Source organism: Streptomyces sp. MUM 2J (assembly GCF_022414535.1).
In the GTDB taxonomy this organism is placed as follows: Bacteria; Actinomycetota; Actinomycetes; order Streptomycetales; family Streptomycetaceae; genus Streptomyces.
On sequence record NZ_JADWYM010000020.1, the window covers coordinates 21331 to 45142 of the forward strand.

Below are 23812 nucleotides of genomic sequence, written 5' to 3' on the forward strand. Positions count from 1 at the left end.
TCAGGACGCCCAGATTCCGGTGATGTCCTGCGCGGAGGCCGCGTTGCCGGCGTGGGTCGTCAGCCCCGCCATGTCCTCCAGGGTGCGCAGCAGGTCGTAGTGGTCGTAGGCCGTGGAGGTGGACGAGCCGGCCGTGACCGGCTGGCCGTAGAGGACGGTCGCGATGCGGTTGCCGCTGAGCCGGTTGTCCTCGTCGAAGGTGACCACGAGCAGGCTGTTGTGGGTCCGGGCCCAGGTGGCGTAGGCGCCGAGGTTGTTCTTCAGCCAGGTGTCGCCGGTCTTGACCGAGCAGTCGTGCATGTCGTGGCACAGGTCCGGGATGACGAACGAGACGTCGGGGAGGGTGGAGTAGTCGGTGGGGAACTGGGCGAGGGTGTACGCGGACGAGGTCGGCACGTTGCTGAAGCCGAACCACGGGTTGTGCTTGCGCGCGTACCTGCCGCTGCTGCACGTGGTCGAGCCCTGGCCCGGCAGGCCCTCGTTGTAGCTCGCCCAGGTCTTCTGGGCCGCGAGCAGCTCGGAGGCCAGGTTGGGGGCAGAGGAGAAGCCCGGAGTGAAGCAGCTGTCGTCGGTGATGCCCTGGGTGGAGCCGGAGAACAGGGCGAAGTAGTTCGGCTGGCTCGGGTGCGTCTCGGCGTAGGACTGGGTCAGGTTGGCGCCGCCGGACTTGAGCGAGTTGATGTACGGGGCGCGGGAGGAGCCGATGACCTGGCTGTAGGCGTGGTTCTCGAAGACCACGACGACCACGTGGTCCGGGGCCGGTACCCCGTTCGCCGCCTGGGCGGGGGAGGAGCCGCCGAGACCGGTCCACAGGCCGACGGCGGCGACCGCGAGGGCGAGCGCGGACGCCGCGGCGGTACGGCCGCGGCGGAACACGGAACTGCCGGACACATCTACCTCCGGTGAGGATGGACGGGGGTGACGGTGCGAACAGATCATGCTCACGCCAACAAGCTGCCGCCCCACGCCGTCCGGCCCGATGGATGAACAGGTCGTGAACTGCTCGCGCCGGCACACCCGGGTGCCCGGCCGGTCGGCGCCCGGTGCGGCGGCGCGCGGAGCCCCGTCGGATCACGGCACCGCCCGGCGGCGCGCCGTCCGGCACCGTGACCGCCGCCGGTCCGCCCCGTACGGGCCGGTGACGCCGTCGCCCCTCTCCACCGAAGCGGACATCCGCGTCGCGCGCCACCCGTCCACCGCTGCCGCGCCCGGCGCCGGGCACACCCCCGTTCCTGCCGCGCCCGGCGCCGGGCACACCCCGTTCACCGCCGCCGCGCCCCGCGCCGGCCGCCCGCGGGCGCGTCAGGCGAACATGCCCGGCTGGTACCAGCCGGCCGGCTGACGAACGGTGACGTTCAGGCGGTTGAAGGCGTTGATCACGGCGACCAGGCCGACGAGGGCGACGAGTTGGTCCTCGTCGTGGTGCTCGGCGGCGTTCTCCCAGACGCCGTCCGGGACGCCGCCCGCGGCGTCGGCGATGCGGGTGGCCTCCTCGGTCAGCTCCAGGGCGGCGCGCTCGGCCTCGGTGAACACGGTCGCCTCCCGCCAGGCCGCGACCAGGGCCAGGCGCACGGCGTCCTCGCCGGCCGCCGCGGCGTCCTTGCTGTGCATGTCGGTGCAGAAGCCGCAGCCGTTGATCTGGCTGGCGCGCAGCAGCACCAGGTTCTGGGTCGCCTGGGGCAGCGCCGAGTCCGCGATCGCCTTGCCGGCCGAGTTGAAGTGCCTCAGCAGCCGGCCGGCGAAGGCGTTGTCCATGAGGTTCAGGCGGGCGTCCATGCGGTGTTCCTCCGTCGTCGTGCTGGCGTGTACACCTGGGTGACGGAACGGCCCGGCGCGGTGTGACGGCTTCTCGCTGTGACGCCGGTCACCTGCGGCTCAACGGCCCTCCAGCAGGGCGCCCATCCACTCCTCGACGGCGTCCGGCGTCCGGGGCAGCGCGGAGGACATCAGGCGGGCGCCGCCGGCGGTGACGACCAGGTCGTCCTCGATGCGGACGCCGATGCCGCGCAGCTCGGGCGGCAGGGTGAGGTCGTCGGGCTGGAGGTACAGGCCGGGCTCGACGGTCAGGACCTGACCCTCCTCCAGGACGCCGTCCAGGTACGCACCGGCCCGCGCCCGGGCGCAGTCGTGCACGTCGAGGCCGAGCATGTGGCCGCTGCTGCACAGCGTGTAGCGGCGGTGCAGGTCGCCTTCGGCGTCCTTCAGGACGCCCCACTCGGCCAGTCCTTCGGCGACCACCCGCATCGCGGCGGCATGGAAGTCGCGGAACCGGGCGCCCGGCCTCAGCGCGGCGATGCCCGCCTCCTGCGCGGCGAGGACCAGTTCGTACACCTGGCGCTGGAGGGGGGTGAAGCGGCCGGAGAGCGGCAGGGTGCGCGTGATGTCGGCGGTGTAGAGGGTGTCGGTCTCCACGCCCGCGTCGAGCAGCAGCAACTCGGCCGGGTCCAGGGCACCGTCGTTGCGGGTCCAGTGCAGGACGCAGGCATGGGCGCCGGATGCGGCGATCGTCTCGTAGCCGGTGCCGTTGCCCTCGGCCCGGGCGCGCAGCCCGAAGACCCCCTCGATCCAGCGCTCGCCGCGCGGGTGGGCGAGCGCGCGCGGCAGGGCCCGCACGACGTCCTCGAAGCCGGCCGTCGTGCGGTCGACCGCCAGCTGCAGCTGGGCCGTCTCCCAGTCGTCCTTGATCAGGCGCAACTCCGACAGCGCCGAGGCCAGTTCGGGGTCGGTGGACGGCTCGCGGCCGGGCGGCAGGCGCTCGCCCAGCTCGGCGAGGTCGGCGCAGCGGATCCCGGTGAGGCGCTCGGCCTCGGTCAGGTCGGGGCGCCGGCCGACCCAGAACTCCCCGTGCCGCCGGTCCCGGTAGAAGGCGTCGGCAGGCCGCCCGGCCCGGCCGGTGCGCGGTGAACGGGGGCGTGTGTACAGCACGGCCTCGTGGTCGTGCGCCCCGGACGGTTCCAGCACCAGCACATTTCCCGGCTGGTCCTCGCCGGTGAGTCCGGTCAGCCAGGCGTAGGCGCTGTACGGCCGGAAGCGGTGGTCGCAGTCGTTGGAGCGCACCTTCAACTCGCCTGCGGGGACGACCAGCCGCTCGCCGGGGAACCGCGCCGACAGCCGGGCGCGGCGGGCCGGGGTGACGGCGCGGGCGGGGACCCGGGCGTCGGCCGGCAGCGGCGAAGGATCCCAGTCGCCGCTCATGGAGCGGGCCAACTCGGTGGAGACGGACAGGTCGTGACTGCCGACGCGCAGGCGCGTGGTGCTGTCGGGCATGACGGCTCCCGGAAGTGAGAATTGCTGAGGGGTTGTCAGTGCAATTTCACATTACTATGTTACAGCTCACATGGCAGTGGCATGCACGCCTCAAACTGGCCGATCGGCGTGCGTGCCCCACATCGAGCCACTCCCCACACACGAGGAGCCGCAGGTGTTCCATCGACCACGCCTGTCCGTCCCATCCCGGCGCAGATCCCTGCGCACCGCCCTGGCCGCCGCCGCGGTCACCGCCGCACTGCTCGGCACGGCCGGCGCGCCCGCCGCAGCACCGCACGACCGCACCGGAACCGCGCAACCCGGACCGGGCGGCAGCGCCGGAGCCGCGCAGGCCGCGCCGGCGGGAGCCCCGGGCCGCTCACCGCACGACGAGGTGGCCCGCCTCGACACGGCGCCGACCGCCGTCAGCCTGGTCGCCCAGGCCCCCGGCGGGAGACGCCCCGGTGGGCGCGTCCCGGGGCAGACGCCGCACCCCGCCGCTCTGAACGCCTCCGCGGCCTGCACGCTCGACGGCGTCACCGGCCTGGACCCCGAGCGCTTCGCCGACTTCCTGGCCGATCCCGCCGTCACCGCCGACGGATGCCTGGGCGGCATCCTGTGGACCTGGGACGCCCGCCTCGCGCCCGTCATGGACGACGCCCACGTCCAGGCCGTCGCCCACCGGATCACCGGGCTGGCCGACCGGCACGACGGCCGCGACTCCAGCCACCTGCTGGAGATGTTCACCTACCTGCACGCGGTCGTGTACCACGACTTCTCCCGCGACGAGATCGACGTCACCGACGCCCCGACCCTGGAGGCCGTGCGGCGGGCCGTGTACTACTTCGGCACCGCGGCGCACACCTTCGACGCCACCCGCAGCAACGCCCAGACCCTCCGCGAGGCCCTCTACACCGGCAGCGCGCCCGGCCTGCGCCAGTCCCAGCTCGGCCTGATCCGCAAGGTGCTGGCCACCCTGAACCGCTACCACACCGACACCTACGCCGACCCCTCCTGGGGCGGCGCCGCGCTCGCCGCGCTCAGCGTCAACTACCTCGGCCTGTACGCGGGCAACCACGACACCGCCTTCCGGGCCCTCGTCGCCCGTGACGGCGCCTACCGGGACGCCTTCCGCCGCTTCGCCGGCCACACCCACCTCAAGGGCACGCCGAACGCGTGGGCCGTCCGGGACGCCCTGTCGGAGTACGCCCGCTTCGGCGAGATCGGCTCCCTGCGCAGCGGCATCGTCTCCGACCTCGGCACCCTCCTGCCCGCCGTCACCCGCGACTGGGGCCGGGGCAGCGCCCCCTGGGCCAAGGTCGTGTCCTGGCTCATCCACTACGAGGCCTGCGCGCCGTACGCGGTGTGCAAGGACGACATCGAACGGCGGCTGTTCCCGCACACCTTCACCTACGACAACGGTGCCCTGAAGGTCCGCACCGCCCTCGACCGGGCCACCGTCGACCAGCTCTACTACGCGAGCAAGCAGGTCAAGGCACAGTTCCACCGCGTGCTCGGCACCCGGGAGCCGCTCGCGGGCGACACCAACCGCGTGCTGACGGTCGTGCTGTACGCCTCCCGCGCCGACTACGAGAACTACCACCCCCTGCTCACCGGCATGGGCACCAGCAACGGCGGCATCTACATCGAGCGCGGCGCGACCTTCTACACCTATCAGCGGCGCGTGCCCCAGGACTCCCGGCTGACGCTGGAGGAACTGTTCCGGCACGAGTACGTGCACTACCTCAACGGCCGCTGGGCGGTGCCCGGCTACTTCGGAGAGGGCCCCTGGTACCAGGACGACCGCACCACCGCCATGGACGAGGGCACCGCCGAGTTCTTCGACGGCTCCACCCGCGACGACGGGGTCGCCGTCCGCAGGTCCCTGGTGCAGGGCGTGATCCGGGACACCGCCGGCGGCGGCCCCCGCATGAGCGTCGACCGGCTGCTGCACGCCACCTACGACGGCGACGGCTTCCGCTTCTACGACTACGCGGGCACGTTCTTCGAGTACCTGTGGAGCGAACACCCCTCCCTGCTGCGGGAGATGTACCGGTACCTGCGGGCCGACGACCCGGCCTCGTTCGACGCCTGGCGCGACCGCGTGGGCGGCGACGCCGCGCTCCAGCAGGGCTACGACGCCTTCCTGGACCGGCAGATCGCCCGCGTCGACGACCTGTACGTGCCCGACACCGCCCACGTTCCCGAGGCCCGGTTGCGGGAGACCACCGCGGACGCCGTGCGCGCCACCTTCGCCGGGGCGACCTACACCGACCCGGCCTGCACGGCGAACGGGGACGCGGCCATGCCCCGCTTCGTCTGCACCGGCCGGATCACGGCCCGGCTCGGTGACGCGGGCAGTGCCGACCGGGTCTTCCGGGACATGTCGGAGACCGTCGACGGCTTCCTGCTCGACCGGGCCGCTCCCGCCTCGCCCAACCTGGCCGACATGAACTGCTCCTTCGGGGAGGTCGAGATCTGGACCGACGGCAGGGGCGGGACGTCGGACTACCGCTGCGAGGGGCCGTTGCGCCGGTCGTAGCGGTCGGCGAGGAGCCGCGGGAGGTCTTGTGGAGGGTCAGTACCATGTGAAATATTACTGACGTGCCCACGAAACAGCCCGCACCCCTGGACGCCGTGATCATCGGCGCCGGAGTGGTCGGAGCGGCGTGCGCGTACTACGCCACCCGCGCCGGCCTCTCCGTCGCGGTCGTCGACCGCGGCCCCGTCGCCGGCGGCACCACCGGAGCCGGCGAGGGGAACCTCCTCGTCTCCGACAAGGAGGCGGGACCCGAACTCGGCCTCGCCCTGCTCTCCCTCCGGCTCTGGCGTGAACTCGCCACCCGCCTCCCGCCCGAGGACGCGATCGAACACGAACCCAAGGGCGGTCTCGTCGTCGCGCCCGACGAGACCGCCCTCACCGCGCTCCGCGCCTTCGCCGCCGGCCAGCGCGCGGCCGGCGTCGAGACGCACGAGCTGGCCGCCGGCGAACTGACCGCACTCGAACCACAGTTGGCCCCCGGACCGGCCGGAGGCTTCCACTATCCCCAGGACGCCCAGGTGCAGCCCGCCCGTGCCGCCGCGGCCCTGCTGCGCGCCGCCCGCCGCGCCGGCGCCCTCGTCCGGCTCGGCGAACAGGTCACCGCCGTCCTCACCGACGCGCACGGCGCCGCACGCGGTGTGCGCACCCCGCGCGGCGACCTCCACGCCGGTGCCGTCGTCAACGCCGCGGGTACCTGGGGCGGTCGCATCGCCGCCCTCGCCGGCACCCACCTGCCGGTCCTGCCGCGCCGCGGCTTCGTCCTCGTCACCGAACCCCTTCCGCCCGGCCTGATCCGCCACAAGGTCTACGCCGCCGACTACATCGCGGACGTCGCCAGCGGCTCGGCCGGCCTGCAGTCCTCCGCCGTCGTCGAGGGAACCCCCGCGGGCCCCGTCCTCATCGGTGCCACCCGCGAACGCGTCGGCTTCGACCGCACCCTCTCGCCCGAGGCCCTGCGCCGCCTCGCCCGCCAGGCCACGGCCCTCTTCCCCGTCCTGGCCGACACCCACGCGATCCGCGCCTACTGCGGCTTCCGCCCCTACCTGCCCGATCACCTGCCCGCCATCGGCCCCGACCCCCGCGTCCCCGGCCTCCACCACGCCTGCGGCCACGAGGGCGCCGGCATCGGCCTCGCCCCGGCCACGGGCCTGCTCGTCACCGCCGCGCTGACCGGCGCCCGGCCCCCGGTGCCCGCCGAACCGTTCAGCCCCGGCCGCTTCCCGCCACCGGACGACGCCCCGACCCCAGGAGCCCCCTCATGAGCCGCGCGCCGCGCACCCCGCTCCGCCTGGTGCGGGCCCAGCCCGAACCGCCGTACACCTTCACCTTCGACGGCCGCACCCTGACCGCCCTGCCTGGCCAGACGCTGGCCGCCGCCCTGTGGGCCGCCGGGATCACCTCCTGGCGCACCACCCGCGGCGGCGGGGCACCGCGCGGGGCGTTCTGCGCGATCGGCGTCTGCCACGACTGCCTGGCGACCGTCAACGGCCGCCCCAACCAGCGTGCGTGCCTGGTCGCCGTACGGCCCGGGGACACGGTCACCACCCAGCAGGGCACGGGACACCACCCGGCCGGGGAGGGCGGCCGCTCATGACGCCCCCCGCCGACCTCGCGGTCGTCGGCGCCGGCCCCGCCGGGCTCGCCGCCGCCGTCACCGCCGCCGGCCTCGGCCTGACCGTCACCCTCCTCGACGCCGGGGAGCGGCCGGGCGGCCAGTTCCACCGCCACCCCGCACCCGGCCTGGGCGCCGCCCGGCCCGCCGCCCTGCACCACGGCTGGCGGCACTTCACCGACCGGCTCGGCCGCCTGCAGGCCCAGCGGGACGCCGGGCGCGTCACCCACCTGCCCGGCCACCACGTGTGGACCGTCGGACGGGCGGACGGGCACTGGCATCTGCACGCCGTCGCCGGCCCCGACGAGGCGCCCGCCACCGTGCACGCCCGGACCGTGCTGCTCGCCACCGGCGCCTTCGAGCGCCAACTCCCCTTCCCCGGCTGGACCCTGCCCGGCGTCGTCGGGGCGGGCGGCGCGCAGGCCATGCTCAAGTCCGGGCTCGTGCTGCCCGGCCGGCGGGTCGTCGTCGCGGGCAGCGGACCGCTGCTGCTCGCCGTCGCCGGCTCGCTCGCCGCCGCCGGGGCCCGCGTCCCGGTCGTCGCCGAGGCCGCCGCCTACACCGCCTACGCCCGCGCCCTGCCCACCCTGCTGCGCAATCCCGCCAAGCTCGCCGAAGGCGCCCGGCACCAGGCCGCCCTGCTGCACCGCACCACCCGGCTGCTCACCCGGCACGCCGTCACCGCCGCCCACGGCACCACCCGCGTCGAGGCCGTCACCGTCACCCGCCTCGACCGCGACTGGCGGCCCGTGCCCGGCACCGGCCGCCGCATCCCCTGCGACGCGCTCGCCGTCGGCCACGGCCTCGTCCCCCAACTGGACCTCGCCACCGGCCTCGGCTGCACCACCCGCCGCACTCCCGACGACACCCGCGCCCTCACCGTCGACGCCGGCCAGGCCACCTCCGTGCCCGGCGTCTGGGCCGCCGGGGAGTCCTGCGGTGTCGGCGGCGCCGACCTCGCGGTGACCGAGGGCGAGATCGCCGCCGGGGCCGTCGCCCACGCCCTGCGGGGCACACCGCGCGACCCGCGCCGCACCGCCGACCTCGCCCGCCGCCGGGACCGGCTGCGCGCGTTCGCCGACGCGATGGCCACCGTCCACCGGCCCGGCCCCGGCTGGGCCGGCTGGCTCGACGACCCCACCGAGGTGTGCCGCTGTGAGGAGGTCACCGCCCGGCAGATCCGCACCGCGGTCACCGAGTACGGCGCCCACGACACCCGCACCGTCAAGCTGCTCACCCGCGCCGGTATGGGCTGGTGCCAGGGACGCGTGTGCGGCCCCGCCGTCGCCCGCCTCGCCGGGGGCCCTCCGGCCGCCGACCGCCGACCGCTGTCCTGCCCCGTTCCCCTGCGCCACCTGGCCGCCCTGCCCGTCGACCACGATCCCACCGCACCGACCGAGGAGCCCTCAGCATGACCTCCGCAGACACCCGCCGGCACCCCTGGCACGGCGTCATGGTCGCCACCACGCTGCCGCTGCGCGACGACCTCACCATCGACTACGACGCCTACGCCGGGCATGTCGCCCGCCTGATCGCCGCCGGCTGCGACGGCGTCGTGCCCAACGGTTCCCTGGGCGAGTACCAGACCCTCACCGACGACGAGCGCGCCCGTGTCGTCCGCGTCGCCGTCGAGGCGGCAGGCGACGGCGCCCGGGTGATGCCCGGCGTCTCCGCCTACGGCAGCGCCGAGTCCCGGCGGTGGGCCGAGCAGGCCGCCGAGGCCGGCTGCGGCTCCGTGCTGCTGCTGCCGCCCAACGCCTACCGCGCCGACGACGCCACCGTGCGCGCCCACTACGCCGCCGTCGCCGCGGCCGGTCTGCCCGTCGTCGCCTACAACAACCCCTACGACACCAAGGTCGACCTGATGCCCGGACTGCTCGCCCGGCTGCACGCCGACGGGCACATCGTGGCCGTCAAGGAGTTCAGCGGCGACGTGCGCCGCGCCTACCAGCTCGCCGAACTGGCCCCCGGCCTCGACCTGCTCATCGGCGCCGACGACGTGGCCCTCGAACTCGCCCTCGCCGGCGCCGTCGGCTGGATCGCCGGTTACCCCAACGCCCTGCCCGGAGCCTGCCTCGCCCTGTACCGGGCCGCCGTCGACCACGACCTCGACCTCGCGCTGCCGCTGTACCGGGCCCTGCACCCGCTGTTGCGCTGGGACTCCAGGACGGAGTTCGTGCAGGCCATCAAGATGTCCATGGAGATCGCCGGATTCCCGGCCGGCCCCACCCGGCCGCCGCGCTCCCCACTCGCCGAAGAGCAGGCCGCCGCCGTCCGATCCGCCACCGAGAAGGCCCTCGCCGAGGGTCTCGACTGACCGCCCGGGAACCGGCGATGCGCACCCGACACGTCTACCACGCCGTCGACTCGCACACCGAGGGCATGCCCACCCGGGTGATCACCGGCGGCATCGGTGTGCTGCCCGGCGCCACCATGGCCGAGCGGCGCCGCCATCTCGTCGACCACCTCGACCACGTGCGCACCCTCCTCATGTACGAGCCGCGCGGCCATTCCGCGATGAGCGGCGCCATCCTCCAGCCGCCCACCCGGCCCGACGCCGACTACGGCGTCCTGTACATCGAGGTGTCCGGTGCGCTGCCGATGTGCGGGCACGGCACCATCGGCGTCGCCACCGTCCTCGTCGAGACCGGCATGGTGCCGGTCGTCGAACCCGTCACCACGGTCCGCCTGGACACGCCCGCCGGGCTGGTGACGGTCGACGTCCGGGTGGCGGACGGTGCGGCGCGGGAGGTCACCCTCACCAACGTGCCCGCCTTCAGCGTGGCCCTGGACCGCACGGTGGAGGTGCCCGGCCACGGCGAGGTCGCCTACGACCTCGCCTACGGCGGCAACTTCTACGCCTTCGTCGACCTCGACGCGCTGGGCCTGCCCTTCGACCGTGCCCGGAAGGACGACCTGCTGGCCGCCGGACTCGCGATCATGGCGGCGATCGACGCCGCCGACCGGCCGGCGCACCCCGGCAACCCCCAGATCGCCGGACTCAAGCACGTGTACCTGACCGCGCCCGGCTCCGACGCCACGCACTCCCGGCACGCGATGGCGATCCACCCGGGCTGGTTCGACCGCTCGCCGTGCGGTACCGGCACCTCGGCGCGCATGGCCCAGCTGCACGCGCGCGGCGAACTCCCGCTCGGCGCCGACTTCGTGAACGAGTCCTTCATCGGCACGCGGTTCGTCGGCCGACTCGTGGGGGAGACATCCGTCGCCGGGCTGCCGGCCGTCGTCCCGACGGTCACCGGGCGGGCCTGGATCACGGGCACCGCCCAGTACTTCCTGGACCCGGACGATCCGTTCCCCGCCGGTTTCCTACTCTGAGGTGCCCGCGAAGTGAACCCACGCAACACCCCAGCCCCGGAGGCAGACACCATGGGTGGCCACCTGAAACATGCCAACCTCATCACCGCGCAGCAACGCCTGCGCGACCAGGTGGCCCACGCCCTGCGCGCCGCGCTGATCTCCGGGGAACTCCAGCCGGGCCGGGTCTACTCGGCTCCGGCGCTCGCGGCCGACTTCGGCATCTCCGCGACGCCGGTGCGGGAGGCGATGCTCGACCTGGTCAGGGAGGGGCTGGTCGAGCCGGTCCGCAACAAGGGCTTCCGGGTGACCGAGGTCAGCGAACGGGACCTCGACCAGTACAGCGAGCTGCGGGCGCTGATCGAGGTGCCGACGGTGGGCGCGGTCACCCGCTCGGCGGCGCGGGAGCAGCTCCAGGCGCTGCGTCCGGTCGCGCAGGAGATCGTGGCCGCGGCGCGGGAGCACGACCTGATCGGCTACCTCGACGCCGACCGCCGCTTCCACCTGGCCCTGCTGGCCCTGCACGGCAACGACCGCCTGGTCGAGACGGTCGGGGACCTGCGCAAGCGGTCCCGTCTGTACGGACTGACCGCCCTGGACGAACGTGGCCTGCTCGTCGCCTCCGCCGGGGAGCACCTGGAACTGCTGGACGTGATGCTGGCGGGCGACGCACCGGCGGCGGAGGCCCTGATGTCCCGCCACCTCGGCCACGTGCGCTCCATCTGGGCGTCCGAGGACTCCTGACCGCCCCGGAGTCCCGGAGTCCCGGAGCCCCGGCGCCGGGACGACGGCACCCGCGGCTGCCGGGGCGGGGATGCCGCGCCCGGGCCGTATGTTCCGCCGGATGCCCGGGGACAGGGCACCGAAGCCGCACCCCGGACCGGTGCCGGTGGTGCCCGTGTGGCCCGGCAGGTGCCGGATCCGTCCGCACCGTGAGCGGCCACCCGCGCGGTTCCGCCTCCGCCTCCTTCGCCCGCCGGGCGGCCCCCGCGGTTGCGTTGGTCGCTCCCCGCATCCGGGCTCTGGCACTCCGCCCCGGTCCGCCGCGCGGCCGTGCGACCACCGCGGCGCGAAACCGCAGGCCGGAGGAGGGCAGGCCCCCGTGGCACCGGGTGACGCGCCCGGTCCTGCGGCCCGGCCGGATCCGGGCACCGTCCGCCCCGCCGTCCGCCTGCTGAACTCGGCAGTACCTGCCGGAGCCCCTCCGGATAGGCTCTGGCCAGGACGACCTCGACGAACGGGAGGCCGGGGATGACGGCGCCGGGGCGCAGAAGCAGTACGTTCACACGGCTGCTGCGGCACGGATTCACCGATCCCTCGGCCGCCGAGCGGCTGCTGGACAGCGTGGAGCTGGCCCTCGTCCGCAACGACCCGGTGCTGCTGGAGGCCCTGGGCGCCACCGCCGACCCCGATCTCGCCCTGCACGGCCTGGTCCGGCTGCTGGAGGCCCAGCCCGGCCCCACCGCCCGGCGCGAACTCCTCGACACGGTGATAGCGGCCAAACCGCTGCGGGACCGGCTCCTCGGCGTGCTCGGCGCCTCCGCCGCGCTCGCCGACCACCTCGCCCGGCACCCGCAGGACTGGCAGGCGCTGGTGATGTACGAGCCGTACGACCTGCATCCCGGGGTGGAGGAGTTCGAACGGGGCCTGGCGGAGGCCGGCGACCCGGTGGGCCTGCGCATCGCCTACCGGCGCTGCCTGCTGTCCGTGGCCGCGCGCGACGTGTGCGGCACCACCGACGTCGCCCAGACCGCCGCCGAACTCGCCGACCTGGCCACCGCGACCCTGCGCGCCGCCCTCGCCCTCGCCCGGGCCGGAGCGCCCGAGGACGCCGCGCTGTGCCGGCTCGCCGTCATCGCCATGGGCAAGTGCGGCGGACACGAGCTGAACTACGTCTCCGACGTGGACGTCGTCTTCGTCGCCGAGGTCGTCGAGGGCGCGGACGAGCTCAAGGCGCTCCGGGCCGCGACCCGGCTCGCCTCGCACATGATGCGGATCTGCTCGGAGACGACGGTGGAGGGCTCCATCTGGCCGGTCGACGCCAACCTGCGGCCCGAGGGCCGGAACGGGCCGCTTGTCCGCACCCTCTCCAGCCACCTCGCCTACTACCAGCGCTGGGCCAAGACCTGGGAGTTCCAGGCCCTGCTCAAGGCCCGCCCGGTCGCGGGCGACCCGGAGCTGGGCGAGGAGTACGTCGCCGCCGTGGAGCCGATGGTGTGGAAGGCCGCCGAGCGGGAGAACTTCGTCTCCGACGTGCAGAAGATGCGTCGCCGCGTGGTGGAGAACATCCCCGCCTCCGAGGTCGAGCGCGAGCTGAAACTCGGCCCGGGCGGCCTGCGGGACGTCGAGTTCGCCGTGCAGCTGCTGCAGCTGGTGCACGGGCGGACGGACGCCTCGCTCCGGAGCGGCACCACCCTGGACGCGCTCCAGGCCCTCGCCGCCGGCGGCTACGTCGGCCGCGCGGACGCCGTCCAGCTCGACGACGCCTACCGCTTCCTGCGCTCCATGGAGCACCGCATCCAGCTTCACCGGCTGCGCCGCACCCACCTGGTCCCGGAGAGCGAAGCGGACCGGCGCCGCATCGGCCGCTCCCTCGGCCTGCGCACCGACCCGGTCAAGGAGCTGACCCGCGAGTGGAAGCGGCACACCTCCGCCGTGCGGCGCCTGCACGAGAAGATCTTCTACCGGCCGTTGCTGGACGCCGTCGCCCAGCTCCCGTCCGGTGAGGCCAGGCTGAGCGCCGCGGCGGCCCGCGAACGCCTGGTGGCGCTCGGCTACGCCGACCCGGCCGCCGCCCTGCGGCACCTGGAGGCACTGGCCTCCGGCGTGACCCGCAAGGCCGCCATCCAGCGCACCCTGCTGCCCGTGCTGCTCGGCTGGTTCGCCGACTCCGCCGACCCCGACGCCGGACTGCTCAACTTCCGCAAGGTCTCCGACGCGCTGGGCAAGACCCCCTGGTACCTGCGGCTGCTGCGGGACGAGGGCGCCGCCGCCGAGAACCTGGCACGGGTGCTGTCGGCCGGCCGCCTCGCGCCCGACCTGCTGATGCGCGCACCGGAGGCGGTCGCCCTGCTCGGCGACGGCGACGGAGGGGGCCTCGAACCGCGTTCCCGGGTCCACCTGGAGCAGGAGATCCTCGCAGCGGTGGGGCGCGCCGACGACGCGGCGCAGGGCGTCACGGCCGCCCGCGGTGTGCGCCGCCGGGAACTGTTCCGCACGGCCGCCGCCGACATCGTCGGCTCCTACGGCACCGAGACCCAGCCCGCCGAGGCCGACCAGGGCGCCTTGGTGCACCGGGTGGGCGGCGCCGTCTCCAACCTCACCGCGGCGACCCTCGCCGGCACCCTGCGCGCCGTGGTCCGGGGCGGCTGGGGCGACACCCTGCCCACCCGGTTCGCGATCATCGGCATGGGCCGTTTCGGCGGGCACGAGCTCGGCTACGGCTCGGACGCCGACGTGCTGTTCGTGCACGAGCCGCGCGACGGTGTCGACGAGCGGGAGGCCGCCGAGGCCGCGAACAGGGTCGTCGCCGAGATGCGCCGTCTGCTGCAGATCCCCAGCTCCGACCCGCCGCTGCTGATCGACGCCGACCTGCGTCCGGAGGGCAGGACCGGCCCGCTGGTGCGCACCCTGAGGTCGTACGAGGCCTACTACCGCCGCTGGTCCCTGATCTGGGAGTCGCACGCCCTGCTGCGGGCCGAGCCGGTGGCCGGCGACGAGGACCTGGGACGCCGCTTCATCGAGCTGATCGACCCGCTGCGCTACCGGCCCGGCGGCCTGGAGGAGGAGGCCGTTCGGGAGATCCGGCGGCTCAAGGCGCGGATGGAGTCCGAGCGGTTGCCGCGCGGTGCCGACCCCAAACTGCACACCAAGCTCGGACCGGGCGGCCTGTCCGACGTGGAGTGGACCGTGCAGCTGCTCCAGCTGCGGCACGCCGCCGAGGTGCCCGGACTGCGCACCACCCGGACCCGCGAGGCCCTGGCCGCCGCCCGCGCGGCCGGGCTCATCGGCGACGAGGACGCGGCTACCCTCGACGAGGCCTGGGTGCTGGCCACCCGCGTGCGCAACGCGGTGATGCTGGTCCGCGGCCGGGCCGGCGACACCTTTCCCACCGACGGCCGCGAACTCGCCGCGGTCGGCCGCTGCCTGGGCCACGGTCCCGGGCACGCCGGCGACATGCTGGACGCCTACCGGCGCACGGCGCGCCGCGCGCGGAGCGTGGTGGAGACGCTGTTCTACGGGGCCGGGGACCGGTAGGCGGCCCGGCAGCCGTCACCCGGACGTGGTCGTGCGGGAGGACCGGGACCCGGTCCCGGTCCGCGCGATCCAGGCGGCGGTCCGTGAGCCGGCACCGCCGCAGCACCCTAGGGCGTGTTTCGAAAGTGCTGGTCACAGCCACTCGTTGATGGCTGCGACCAGCACAGTCGCTTCGTAGCGAACGGCGAGCTTGTCGTACCTCGTTGCCACCGCACGGTGACGCTTGAGGCGATTGATCCCGCACTCAACCGCGTGGCGCTCCTTGTAATCCGCGGCGTCGAACTTCGGCGGCCGGCCGCCGCGGGAACCGCGCTTCTTGCGGTTGGCGATCTGGTCGCGCTTCTCCGGGATCGTGCAGCGGATACCGCGCTTGCGCAGGTAAGCACGGTTCGCGCGGGAGCCGTACGCCTTGTCGGCACGAACCTTGTCCGGCCGGGTACGCGGGCGGCCCGGGCCGAGCCTGGGCACCCGGATACGGCCCAGGACCACCTGGAACTGCGGGGAGTCACCGCGCTGCCCGGCCGTGATCACCAGCGACATCGGCTTCTGGGCCTGCTCAACGGCCAGGTGGAGTTTGGTCGTCAGCCCGCCCCGGGATCGTCCGAGGCCGTGGTCGTCGGGCTCGGTGAAGACACCGCCCGGCGGTTCGACCTGCAGATCCCCTTTTTGCGGGCACCCGCCGCGTGCTGGTGGGCTCGGGCGATGGTCGAGTCCACCGAGACGTCCCAGGTGATCAGTCCCTCGGCGTCTGTCCGGACCTGCAACTGCTCGAAGATGCGGTGCCACGTGCCGTCCCGCTGCCAGCGCCGGAACAAGCCGTACACCGTCTGCCACGGGCCGTACCGCTCGGGCACGTCCCGCCAGGGAGCACCAGCGCGGGTACGCCAGCGTATGCCGTCTATCAACTGCCGCCTGGTGTGCACCGGCGGCCGTCCAGGCTTCTTCCCCACCGGCAGCAGCGGCGCCAGCTTCGCCCACTGCGCATTCGTCAGATCGTGCCTCCCCATGAAGTGGATCATGACACATCAAGATCCACTTCTGAAACACGCCCTAGGGGCGTTCCTGCGGGCCCTGGGGGAGGCGGCGGCGCAGGGAGAGGCCGGGGGAGGGGCGGCGGTCGGCCGGGCCGGGCCGCCTGGTCACCGAGCGGGGCAGCGCGTACGGCAGCGCCCCGTACCACAGCCATGCCACCGCGAACCCGAACGCCAGGCACAGGATGCCGCCCACCGCGTCCAGCCAGAAGTGGTTGGCGGTGGCGACGATCACCAGCAGGGTCGCCACCGGGTACAGCAGCCCCAGCACGCGGACCCACGGCACCGACGCCAGGGCGAAGATCGTCAGGCCGCACCACAGGGACCAGCCGATGTGCATCGACGGCATCGCCGCGTACTGGTTGGACATGTGCTTCAGATCGCCCGAGGCCATCGAGCCCCAGGTCTGGTGGACCAGCACGGTGTCGATGAAGTGGCTGCCGGTCATCAGCCGCGGGGGCGCGAGTGGATACAGGTAGTAACCGACCAGGGCCACGACCGTCGTCGCGAAGAGGGCCAGCCGGGTCGCGGCGTAGCGGCCGGGATGGCTGCGGAACAGCCACACCAGGACACTCAGCGTCACCACGAAGTGCAGTGTGGCGTAGTAGTAGTTCATGCCCACGATCAGCCACGACACGGAGTTGACCGCGTGGTTGACGGGCTGCTCCACCGCGATGCCCAGGTGGTGCTCGACCTTCCAGATCCAGTCGGCGTTGCGCAGGGCCTGACCCCGCTGCTCGGGTACCGCGTTGCGGATGAGCGAGTACGTCCAGTAACTGACGCCGATCAGCAGGATCTCGAACCACAGCCGCGGCGCCCGCGGTGTGCGCAGCCGGGTCATCAGTCGTCGCTGCGGCTCGGCCGCGACGGACCGCCGAACGGCCTCTTCGCGGCCCTCCGCAGTCGTCACGGTCGTCTCACCCATGAGCACAGAGTCTGCCAGAAAAGCCTTCTGTCACCGATCATCCTCTGGTCGGGTCCGTACCGCACCTTCTGCATGTTATGGGGGAGTTAGGGCCTGCCGCGCAAGTCCCCCGACTCCGTGACACGGCGAGGGGACGGGACGGGGCGGGGCGCGTCAGGGACCTGCCACCGACGTGGCGCCCGCCGCGCGGCGCCCGGCCCTAGGGACGGTTGCGGTCCCCGGGTGCCGCCGCCGTCGACCCGCGCACCACCAGCTCCGGCATGAACACGAACTCGCTGTGCGGGGCGGGCGTCCCGCCGATCTCCTCCAGCAGGGTGCGCACCGCGGCCTGTCCCATCGCCGGCACCGGCTTGCGGATCGTCGTCAGGGGCGGGTCGGTGAAAGCGATCAGCGGGGAGTCGTCGAAGCCCACGACGGAGACGTCCCGGGGGACCTCCAGGCCCCGCTGCCGGGCCGCCCGTATCGCGCCCAGCGCCATCATGTCGCTGGCGCAGACCACCGCCGTGCAGTTCCGCTCGATGAGCGCCAACGTGGCGGCCTGCCCGCCCTCCAGGGTGTACAGCGAGTGCTGGATCAGCTCCGCCTCGATCGTCTCCGGGGCCAGGCCGAGCTGGTCCTGCACGGCGCGCACGAAGCCCTCGATCTTGCGCTGGACCGGCACGAACCGCTTGGGGCCCAGCGCCAGGCCGATGCGGGTGTGCCCCAGGGAGGCCAGATGCGTGACCGCCAGCGTCATGGCCGCGCGGTCGTCGGGGGAGATGAAGGGGGCCTGCACCTTCGGGGAGAAGCCGTCGACCAGGACGAAGGGCACGCCCTGGGCCCGCAGCTGCTCGTAGCGCTGCATGTCGGCGGTGGTGTCGGCATGCAGCCCGGAGACGTAGATGATGCCGGACACCCCGCGGTCGACGAGCATCTCCGTCAGCTCGTCCTCCGTCGACCCGCCGGGCGGCTGGGAGGCCAGTACGGGGGTGTAGCCCTGGCGGGTCAGTGCCTGGCCGATGACCTGTGCCAGGGCCGGGAATATGGGGTTCTCCAGGTCGGGGATGATCAGCCCGACCAGGTCGGTGCTGCGCTGGCGCAGCCGTACGGGGCGCTCGTAGCCGAGTATGTCGAGCGCGGCCAGCACGGACTGGCGGGTGGTGGCGGCGACGCCCGGCTTCCCGTTGAGGACCCGGCTGACGGTCGCTTCGCTCACCCCCGCCTGCGCAGCGATGTCGGCAAGCCGTGTGGTCACGGCACCGGACTGTACCGGCCGGACGGCTCCTCGCGCACCAATCGGGCGCCGGGTGCGGGCGGTCGGACGGCCCGCGGCGGGCTGCTGCGGCATTGCACTCCCTAGTGCAATCGACGGCAAGAACTTGCAGGACCTTGCACAAGCCTGTTCTGCCTGCGCGATCCATCGGATACCACAGTCTCACAGTGGTCTCGCGCTGGTCGAGGCCCGATCACGCCCGGGTAACTTCCGAGATAACTTGCGTTTTTTTTCTGCAAGGTCTTTCGCGCCGCTTACATGGCTGTTACGTTCCGAGTCGCCCGACGGCGGCGAAGACGCGGTCGGCAAGTCGGCAGGGACGGCACAACGGGATGGCCCCCCTGCACCACTCGGGCTTCACCCTCAAGGAGAACTCATGCGGCGTGGCATAGCGGCCTCCGCGCTCGTGGCGTCCCTCGCCCTGGCGGCGACGGCCTGCGGCGGCAGTGACAGCGGCGACAAGGGCGACCAGGCCGACGGACCGGTCACGATCACCTGGTGGGACACCTCGAACGCGACCAACGAGGCGCCGACCTACCAGGCTCTGATCAAGGAGTTCGAGGCCGCCAACAAGGACGTCAGGGTCAAGTACGTCAACGTCCAGTTCGACCAGGCCCAGAACAAGTTCGACACCGCCGCCGGCGCCTCGGGGGCGCCGGACGTGTTGCGCTCGGAGGTGGGCTGGACGCCCGCCTTCGCCAAGAAGGGCTACTTCCTGCCGCTGGACGGCACCGAGGCGCTGGCGGACAAGGACAAGTTCCAGCCCAACCTGATCGAGCAGGCCCAGTACGAGGGCAAGACCTACGGCGTGCCGCTGGTCACCGACACCCTCGCGCTGGTGTACAACAAGGCGCTCTTCGCCAAGGCGGGGATCACCGAGGCCCCCAAGACCTGGGACGAGCTGAAGAAGGACGCCGCCGCCGTCAAGGACAAGACGGGCGTCGACGGCTACTGGGGCTCCACCCAGGCCTACTACGCCCAGTCGTTCCTGTACGGCGAGGGCACCGACACGGTCGACGCGTCCGCCAAGAAGATCACCGTGAACTCGGACGCCGCGAAGAAGGCGTACGGCACCTGGCTGAGCACGTTCGACGGCAAGGGCCTGCACAAGGCCGACACCACCGCCGACGCCTACGCGCACATCCAGGACGCGTTCGTCAACGGCAAGGTCGCCGCGATCATCCAGGGCCCGTGGGAGATCACCAACTTCTACAAGGGCTCGGCGTTCCAGGACAAGAACAACCTGGGCATCGCCACCGTCCCGGCCGGTTCCAGCGGCAAGGCCGGCGCCCCGACCGGCGGCCACAACCTGTCGGTCTACGCCGGCTCGGACGCCGCCCACCAGAAGGCCGCGCTGAAGTTCGTCAACTTCATGACCTCCGCGAAGTCCCAGACGCAGATCGCGCTGAAGAACTCCACCCTGCCCACCCGCGACGACGCCTACACCGCCGAGGTCAAGGCCGACCCGGGCATCGCCGGCTACCAGACGGTCCTGCCCGCCGCCCAGCCGCGCCCGGCGCTGCCGGAGTACAGCTCGCTGTGGGGCCCGCTCGACACCGAGCTCCCGAAGATCGCCGGCGGCAAGGAGACCCTCGACAAGGGCCTGAGCAACGCCGAGGTCGCCATCGCCAAGCTGGTGCCGGACTACAGCAAGTGAGCCCGGGTGGCCGCCGGATCTCCCCGCGAGCAGGGGGAGGGGTCCGGCGGCCGCCGGCTGTGCGCCGTACTCCCTGATCTTTCCGAAGGTGCCGAGAACCATGACCGTGGTCCAACGTCTCAAGCACAGCTACCAGAAGAACTGGTACGCCTACGCCATGATCGCGCCTGTGGCCGTCGTGCTCGGCGTCCTCGTGCTGTATCCCCTGGTGTACGGCGTCTACCTCACGCTCACGGACGCCGACAGCCTCAACACCGCCCGCACGATCGGCGTCAACCACATCGACGCCACCTACAAGTTCATCGGTCTGGACAACTACAAGGACATCCTCTTCGGTCCGACCGCCTACGACCGCTTCTGGTCGCACTTCGTCTGGACCATCGTGTGGACGGCGCTCTGCGTCGCCCTGCACTACTCGATCGGCCTCGGCCTGGCCCTGCTGCTCAACCAGAAGCTGCGCGGCCGGACCTTCTACCGGCTCATGCTGATCGTCCCCTGGGCCGTGCCCACCTTCGTCACCGTCTTCGGCTGGCGCATCATGCTCGCCGACGGCGGCGTCATCAACGCCTTCCTGGACTTCCTGCACCTGCCCGCGCCGGGCTGGCTGGAGGACACGTTCTGGCAGCGGTTCGCCGCGATCATGGTCAACACCTGGTGCGGTGTCCCGTTCATGATGGTCTCGCTCCTCGGCGGCCTGCAGTCCATCGACGCCACGCTGTACGAGGCGGCCGAGATGGACGGCGCCAGCGCCTGGCAGCGGTTCCGCTACGTCACCCTGCCCGGCCTGCGGACCGTCAGCTCCACCGTCGTCCTGCTCGGCATCATCTGGACCTTCAACCAGTTCGCCGTCATCTTCCTGCTGTTCGGCAAGAACTCCGCACCGGACGCCCAGATCCTCGTCACCTGGGCCTACTTCCTCGGCTTCGGACAGCAGCCGCGTGAGTTCGCCGAATCCGCCAGTTACGGCATCCTGCTGTTGGCCATCCTCGTCGTCTTCACCTCCTTCTACCGCCGCTGGCTCAACCGCAACGAGCAGCAGCTCGCGATCTGAGGCAGGAGTTCCCCTCATGAGCACCACGACCGCCCCGAACTCCGCCGGCGTGGCCCCGACCGCCGCGGCGGCCCCGCCCCACAAGGCCCGTGAGCGCGGCCGGCGCGGACCCGCGCTGACCGTCGCCTCCCACGGCCTGCTGATCGTCGCGAGCATGATCGCCCTCTTCCCGGTCGCCTGGCTGGTCTTCCTCTCCCTCGGGCCGGACAAGGACGACTACCTGCACCCCGGGAAGATCTGGGGCAAGATGTCGCTGGACAACTACTCCTTCGTGCTCCAGCACACGAACTTCTTCGACTGGCTGAAGAGTTCGATGATCGTCTCGTTCGGTACCACCATCATCGGTGTCATGATCGCCGCCACCACCGGCTACGCCGTCTCGCGGATGCGCTTCGCCGGCTACCGCAAGTTCATGTGGATCCTGCTGATCACGCAGATGTTCCCGGTGGCCGTGCTGATGGTGCCGATGTACCAGATCCTGTCCGAGCTCCAGCTCGTCGACAGCTACCTCGGCCTCATCCTCATCTACTGCTCGACCGCGGTGCCGTACTGCGCCTGGCTGCTCAAGGGCTACTTCGACACCATCCCGTTCGAGATCGACGAGGCCGGACGCGTCGACGGACTCACCCCCTTCGGCACGTTCACACGGCTGATCCTGCCGCTGGCCCGCCCGGGCCTGGCCGTCGCCGGCTTCTACAGCTTCATCACGGCCTTCGGCGAGGTCGCCTTCGCGACCACGTTCATGCTGGACGACAGCAAGTACACGCTCGCCGTCGGCCTGCAGAGCTTCGTCAGCGAGCACGACGCCCAGCGCAACCTGATGGCCGCCACCGCGGTGCTGATCGCGATACCGGTCTCCGCCTTCTTCTACCTCGTGCAGAAGAACCTGGTGACCGGCCTCACCGCCGGCGGCACCAAGGGCTGACCGCCGTCAGCCGAGGGCTCCCGCGCGCCCCAACGCGCGGGTAGGCGGTCGCGGTGACCATCCGACCCCGCTGTCACCGCGACCGCCTCGTCTCCCGCCCCGCCCCCCACCGACCGATGACCGCGTTTCCCTTACGCACCAAGGAAGCCATGACCCAGCACTCCGCCGACCCGGCACCGAACTCCGCCCTCGCCACCGTGGCCCCGCGCCGTGACTGGTGGCGGGACGCGGTGATCTACCAGGTCTATCCGCGCAGCTTCGCCGACAGCAACGGCGACGGCATGGGCGACCTGGAGGGCGTCCGCTCCCGACTTCCCTACCTGCGCGACCTGGGCGTGGACGCCGTGTGGCTCAGTCCCTTCTACGCCTCCCCGCAGGCCGACGCCGGCTACGACGTCGCCGACTACCGGGCCGTCGACCCGATGTTCGGCAACCTGCTCGACGCCGACGCGCTGATCCGCGACGCCCACGAGAACGGCCTGCGGATCATCGTCGACCTGGTCCCCAACCACTCCTCCGACCAGCACGAGTGGTTCCGGCGTGCGATCGCCGAGGGCCCCGGCTCCCCACTGCGCGAGCGCTACCACTTCCGGCCCGGCAAGGGCGCGAACGGCGCGCTCCCGCCCAACGACTGGGAGTCCATCTTCGGCGGTCCGGCCTGGACCCGCGTCACCGAACCCGACGGCACGCCCGGCGAGTGGTACCTGCACCTGTTCGCCCCGGAGCAGCCCGACTTCAACTGGGACCACCCGGCGGTCGGCGACGAGTTCCGCTCCGTGCTGCGCTACTGGCTCGACATGGGCGTCGACGGCTTCCGCATCGACGTCGCCCACGGCCTGGTCAAGGCGGACGGCCTGCCCGACCTCGGCTCGCACGAACAGCTGAGACTGCTGGGCAACGATGTCATGCCGTTCTTCGACCAGGACGGCGTGCACGCCATCTACCGGCAGTGGCGCACCCTCCTCGACGAGTACGCCGGCGAGCGCATCTTCGTGGCGGAGGCCTGGACCCCGACGGTCGAGCGCACCGCCAACTACGTCCGCCCCGACGAGCTGCACCAGGCCTTCAACTTCCAGTACCTGTCGACGGGCTGGGACGCCGAGGAGCTGCGTACCGTGATCGACCGCACCCTGGAGGCGATGCGCCCGGTCGGCGCCCCCGCCACCTGGGTGCTCTCCAACCACGACGTGACCCGGCACGCCACCCGTTTCGCCAACCCGCCCGGCCTCGGCACCCAGATCCGCCTGGCCGGCGACCGCGAACTGGGCCTGCGCCGGGCCCGCGCGGCCACCCTGCTCATGCTCGCGCTGCCCGGCTCGGCCTACGTCTACCAGGGTGAGGAACTGGGCCTGCCGGACGTCGTCGACCTGCCCGACGAGGTCCGCCAGGACCCGGCCTACTTCCGCGGCGCGGGCCAGGACGGCTTCCGCGACGGCTGCCGGGTGCCGATCCCGTGGACCCGCGCCGGGTCCTCGTACGGCTTCGGCAGCGGAGGCAGCTGGCTGCCCCAGCCGGCCGAGTGGGCCGACCTGAGCGTCGAGGCGCAGACCGGCGTGCCCGGCTCGACGCTGGAGCTGTACCGCACGGCGCTCGCCGTGCGCCGCGCCGAGCGGGATCTCGGCGCGGGCGACTCGGTGGAGTGGCTGCGTGCACCCGAGGGCGTCCTCGCCTTCCGCCGGGGCGACTTCGTCTGCGTCACCAACACCACGGGCGAGGCGGTGACGAGCCCGGCGTACGGTCGTGTGCTGGTCGCCAGCGGTGAGGTCCTCGCCGGGGACGACGAGACGAAGGTGCCCGCCGACACCACGGTGTGGTTCGGCAGGGCCTGACGCCGGGCCGCACCAGGACGCAGGGCCCGTCACCGGGGAAGCGGTGGCGGGCCCTGCGCGTTGCCGGGACAGGTCCCGGTGGACGGTCCCCGGAAGGCCGGAGCCATCCCGTGATCGTCCGGGGCGCCGGCCGGGCGGGCACCCGTACCCAGCCGTGCCCCGCGCCCGCG

At 72.8% G+C, this 23812-nt stretch carries 18 protein-coding genes; 12 read left to right on the forward strand and 6 right to left on the reverse strand.

The annotated features are described in order from the left end of the window. From I3F54_RS17685 to I3F54_RS17695, 3 genes are all read right to left on the reverse strand, one after another. Positions 1–891: an alkaline phosphatase family protein gene (locus I3F54_RS17685; protein ID WP_240119772.1), complete on the reverse strand. Its 891-nt coding sequence runs from the start codon at positions 889–891 to the stop codon at positions 1–3. Positions 892–1302: 411 nt separating this feature from the next. Further along, complete coding sequence (locus I3F54_RS17690; RefSeq protein ID WP_240119773.1) at positions 1303–1776, reverse strand: carboxymuconolactone decarboxylase family protein; 474 nt, start codon at positions 1774–1776, stop codon at positions 1303–1305. Between the two features lie 99 nt (positions 1777–1875). Further along, a complete protein-coding gene (locus tag I3F54_RS17695; protein WP_240119774.1) occupies positions 1876–3267 on the reverse strand; it encodes an aminopeptidase P family protein in 1392 nt (463 codons plus the stop codon). Positions 3268–3421: 154 nt separating this feature from the next. Here I3F54_RS17695 and I3F54_RS17700 point away from each other — a divergent pair, with 154 nt between their 5' ends. From I3F54_RS17700 to I3F54_RS17735, 8 genes are all read left to right on the forward strand, one after another. Further along, complete coding sequence (locus I3F54_RS17700; protein WP_240119775.1) at positions 3422–5788, forward strand: collagenase; 2367 nt, start codon at positions 3422–3424, stop codon at positions 5786–5788. A 62-nt stretch (positions 5789–5850) separates the two neighbouring features. Beyond that, positions 5851–7050, forward strand: coding sequence for an FAD-binding oxidoreductase (locus I3F54_RS17705; RefSeq protein WP_240119776.1), 1200 nt, complete (start codon positions 5851–5853; stop codon positions 7048–7050). Then, entirely contained in the window at positions 7047–7382 is a 336-nt protein-coding gene (locus I3F54_RS17710) for a (2Fe-2S)-binding protein (RefSeq protein ID WP_240119777.1), read from the forward strand. The genes I3F54_RS17705 and I3F54_RS17710 overlap by 4 nt, the downstream gene beginning before the upstream one ends. Next, complete coding sequence (locus I3F54_RS17715; RefSeq protein WP_240119778.1) at positions 7379–8815, forward strand: NAD(P)/FAD-dependent oxidoreductase; 1437 nt, start codon at positions 7379–7381, stop codon at positions 8813–8815. Before I3F54_RS17710 ends, I3F54_RS17715 begins: the two co-directional genes overlap by 4 nt. Further along, the gene (locus I3F54_RS17720) at positions 8812–9717 is read left to right on the forward strand and encodes a dihydrodipicolinate synthase family protein (protein ID WP_240119779.1); all 906 of its coding nucleotides are present in this window, start codon (positions 8812–8814) and stop codon (positions 9715–9717) included. The genes I3F54_RS17715 and I3F54_RS17720 overlap by 4 nt, the downstream gene beginning before the upstream one ends. 17 nt (positions 9718–9734) lie before the next feature. Then, positions 9735–10736 (forward strand): proline racemase family protein, encoded by a 1002-nt coding sequence (locus I3F54_RS17725; RefSeq protein WP_240119780.1) that lies wholly within the window; start codon positions 9735–9737, stop codon positions 10734–10736. A 51-nt stretch (positions 10737–10787) separates the two neighbouring features. After that, positions 10788–11459, forward strand: coding sequence for a GntR family transcriptional regulator (locus I3F54_RS17730; RefSeq protein WP_240119845.1), 672 nt, complete (start codon positions 10788–10790; stop codon positions 11457–11459). Positions 11460–11966: 507 nt separating this feature from the next. Further along, entirely contained in the window at positions 11967–14972 is a 3006-nt protein-coding gene (locus tag I3F54_RS17735) for a bifunctional [glutamine synthetase] adenylyltransferase/[glutamine synthetase]-adenylyl-L-tyrosine phosphorylase (protein WP_240119781.1), read from the forward strand. Positions 14973–15104: 132 nt separating this feature from the next. On the opposite strand, the gene I3F54_RS17740 is transcribed toward I3F54_RS17735, so the two are convergent. From I3F54_RS17740 to I3F54_RS17750, 3 genes are all read right to left on the reverse strand, one after another. Next, positions 15105–15979, reverse strand: a protein-coding gene (locus tag I3F54_RS17740; protein ID WP_374205936.1) for an IS5 family transposase whose coding sequence is annotated in 2 segments (ribosomal slippage) — positions 15105–15586 and positions 15586–15979 — 876 coding nt in all. Because the reading frame shifts where the segments join, the coding sequence is not laid out codon by codon here. A 43-nt stretch (positions 15980–16022) separates the two neighbouring features. After that, entirely contained in the window at positions 16023–16928 is a 906-nt protein-coding gene (locus I3F54_RS17745) for a phosphatase PAP2 family protein (RefSeq protein WP_240119782.1), read from the reverse strand. A 199-nt stretch (positions 16929–17127) separates the two neighbouring features. Continuing rightward, positions 17128–18162 (reverse strand): LacI family DNA-binding transcriptional regulator, encoded by a 1035-nt coding sequence (locus tag I3F54_RS17750; RefSeq protein WP_240119783.1) that lies wholly within the window; start codon positions 18160–18162, stop codon positions 17128–17130. 394 nt (positions 18163–18556) lie between these two features. On the opposite strand from I3F54_RS17750, the gene I3F54_RS17755 reads away from it, so the two are divergent. The 4 genes from I3F54_RS17755 to I3F54_RS17770 all read left to right on the forward strand — a co-directional run bounded on the left by I3F54_RS17755 (position 18557) and on the right by I3F54_RS17770 (position 23642). After that, the gene (locus I3F54_RS17755; protein ID WP_240119784.1) at positions 18557–19837 is read left to right on the forward strand and encodes an extracellular solute-binding protein; all 1281 of its coding nucleotides are present in this window, start codon (positions 18557–18559) and stop codon (positions 19835–19837) included. Positions 19838–19937: 100 nt separating this feature from the next. Beyond that, entirely contained in the window at positions 19938–20888 is a 951-nt protein-coding gene (locus I3F54_RS17760) for a carbohydrate ABC transporter permease (RefSeq protein WP_240119785.1), read from the forward strand. A 16-nt stretch (positions 20889–20904) separates the two neighbouring features. Further along, entirely contained in the window at positions 20905–21813 is a 909-nt protein-coding gene (locus tag I3F54_RS17765; RefSeq protein WP_240119786.1) for a sugar ABC transporter permease, read from the forward strand. A 149-nt stretch (positions 21814–21962) separates the two neighbouring features. Further along, a complete protein-coding gene (locus I3F54_RS17770; RefSeq protein WP_240119787.1) occupies positions 21963–23642 on the forward strand; it encodes an alpha-amylase family glycosyl hydrolase in 1680 nt (559 codons plus the stop codon). Positions 23643–23812 lie beyond the last annotated feature (170 nt).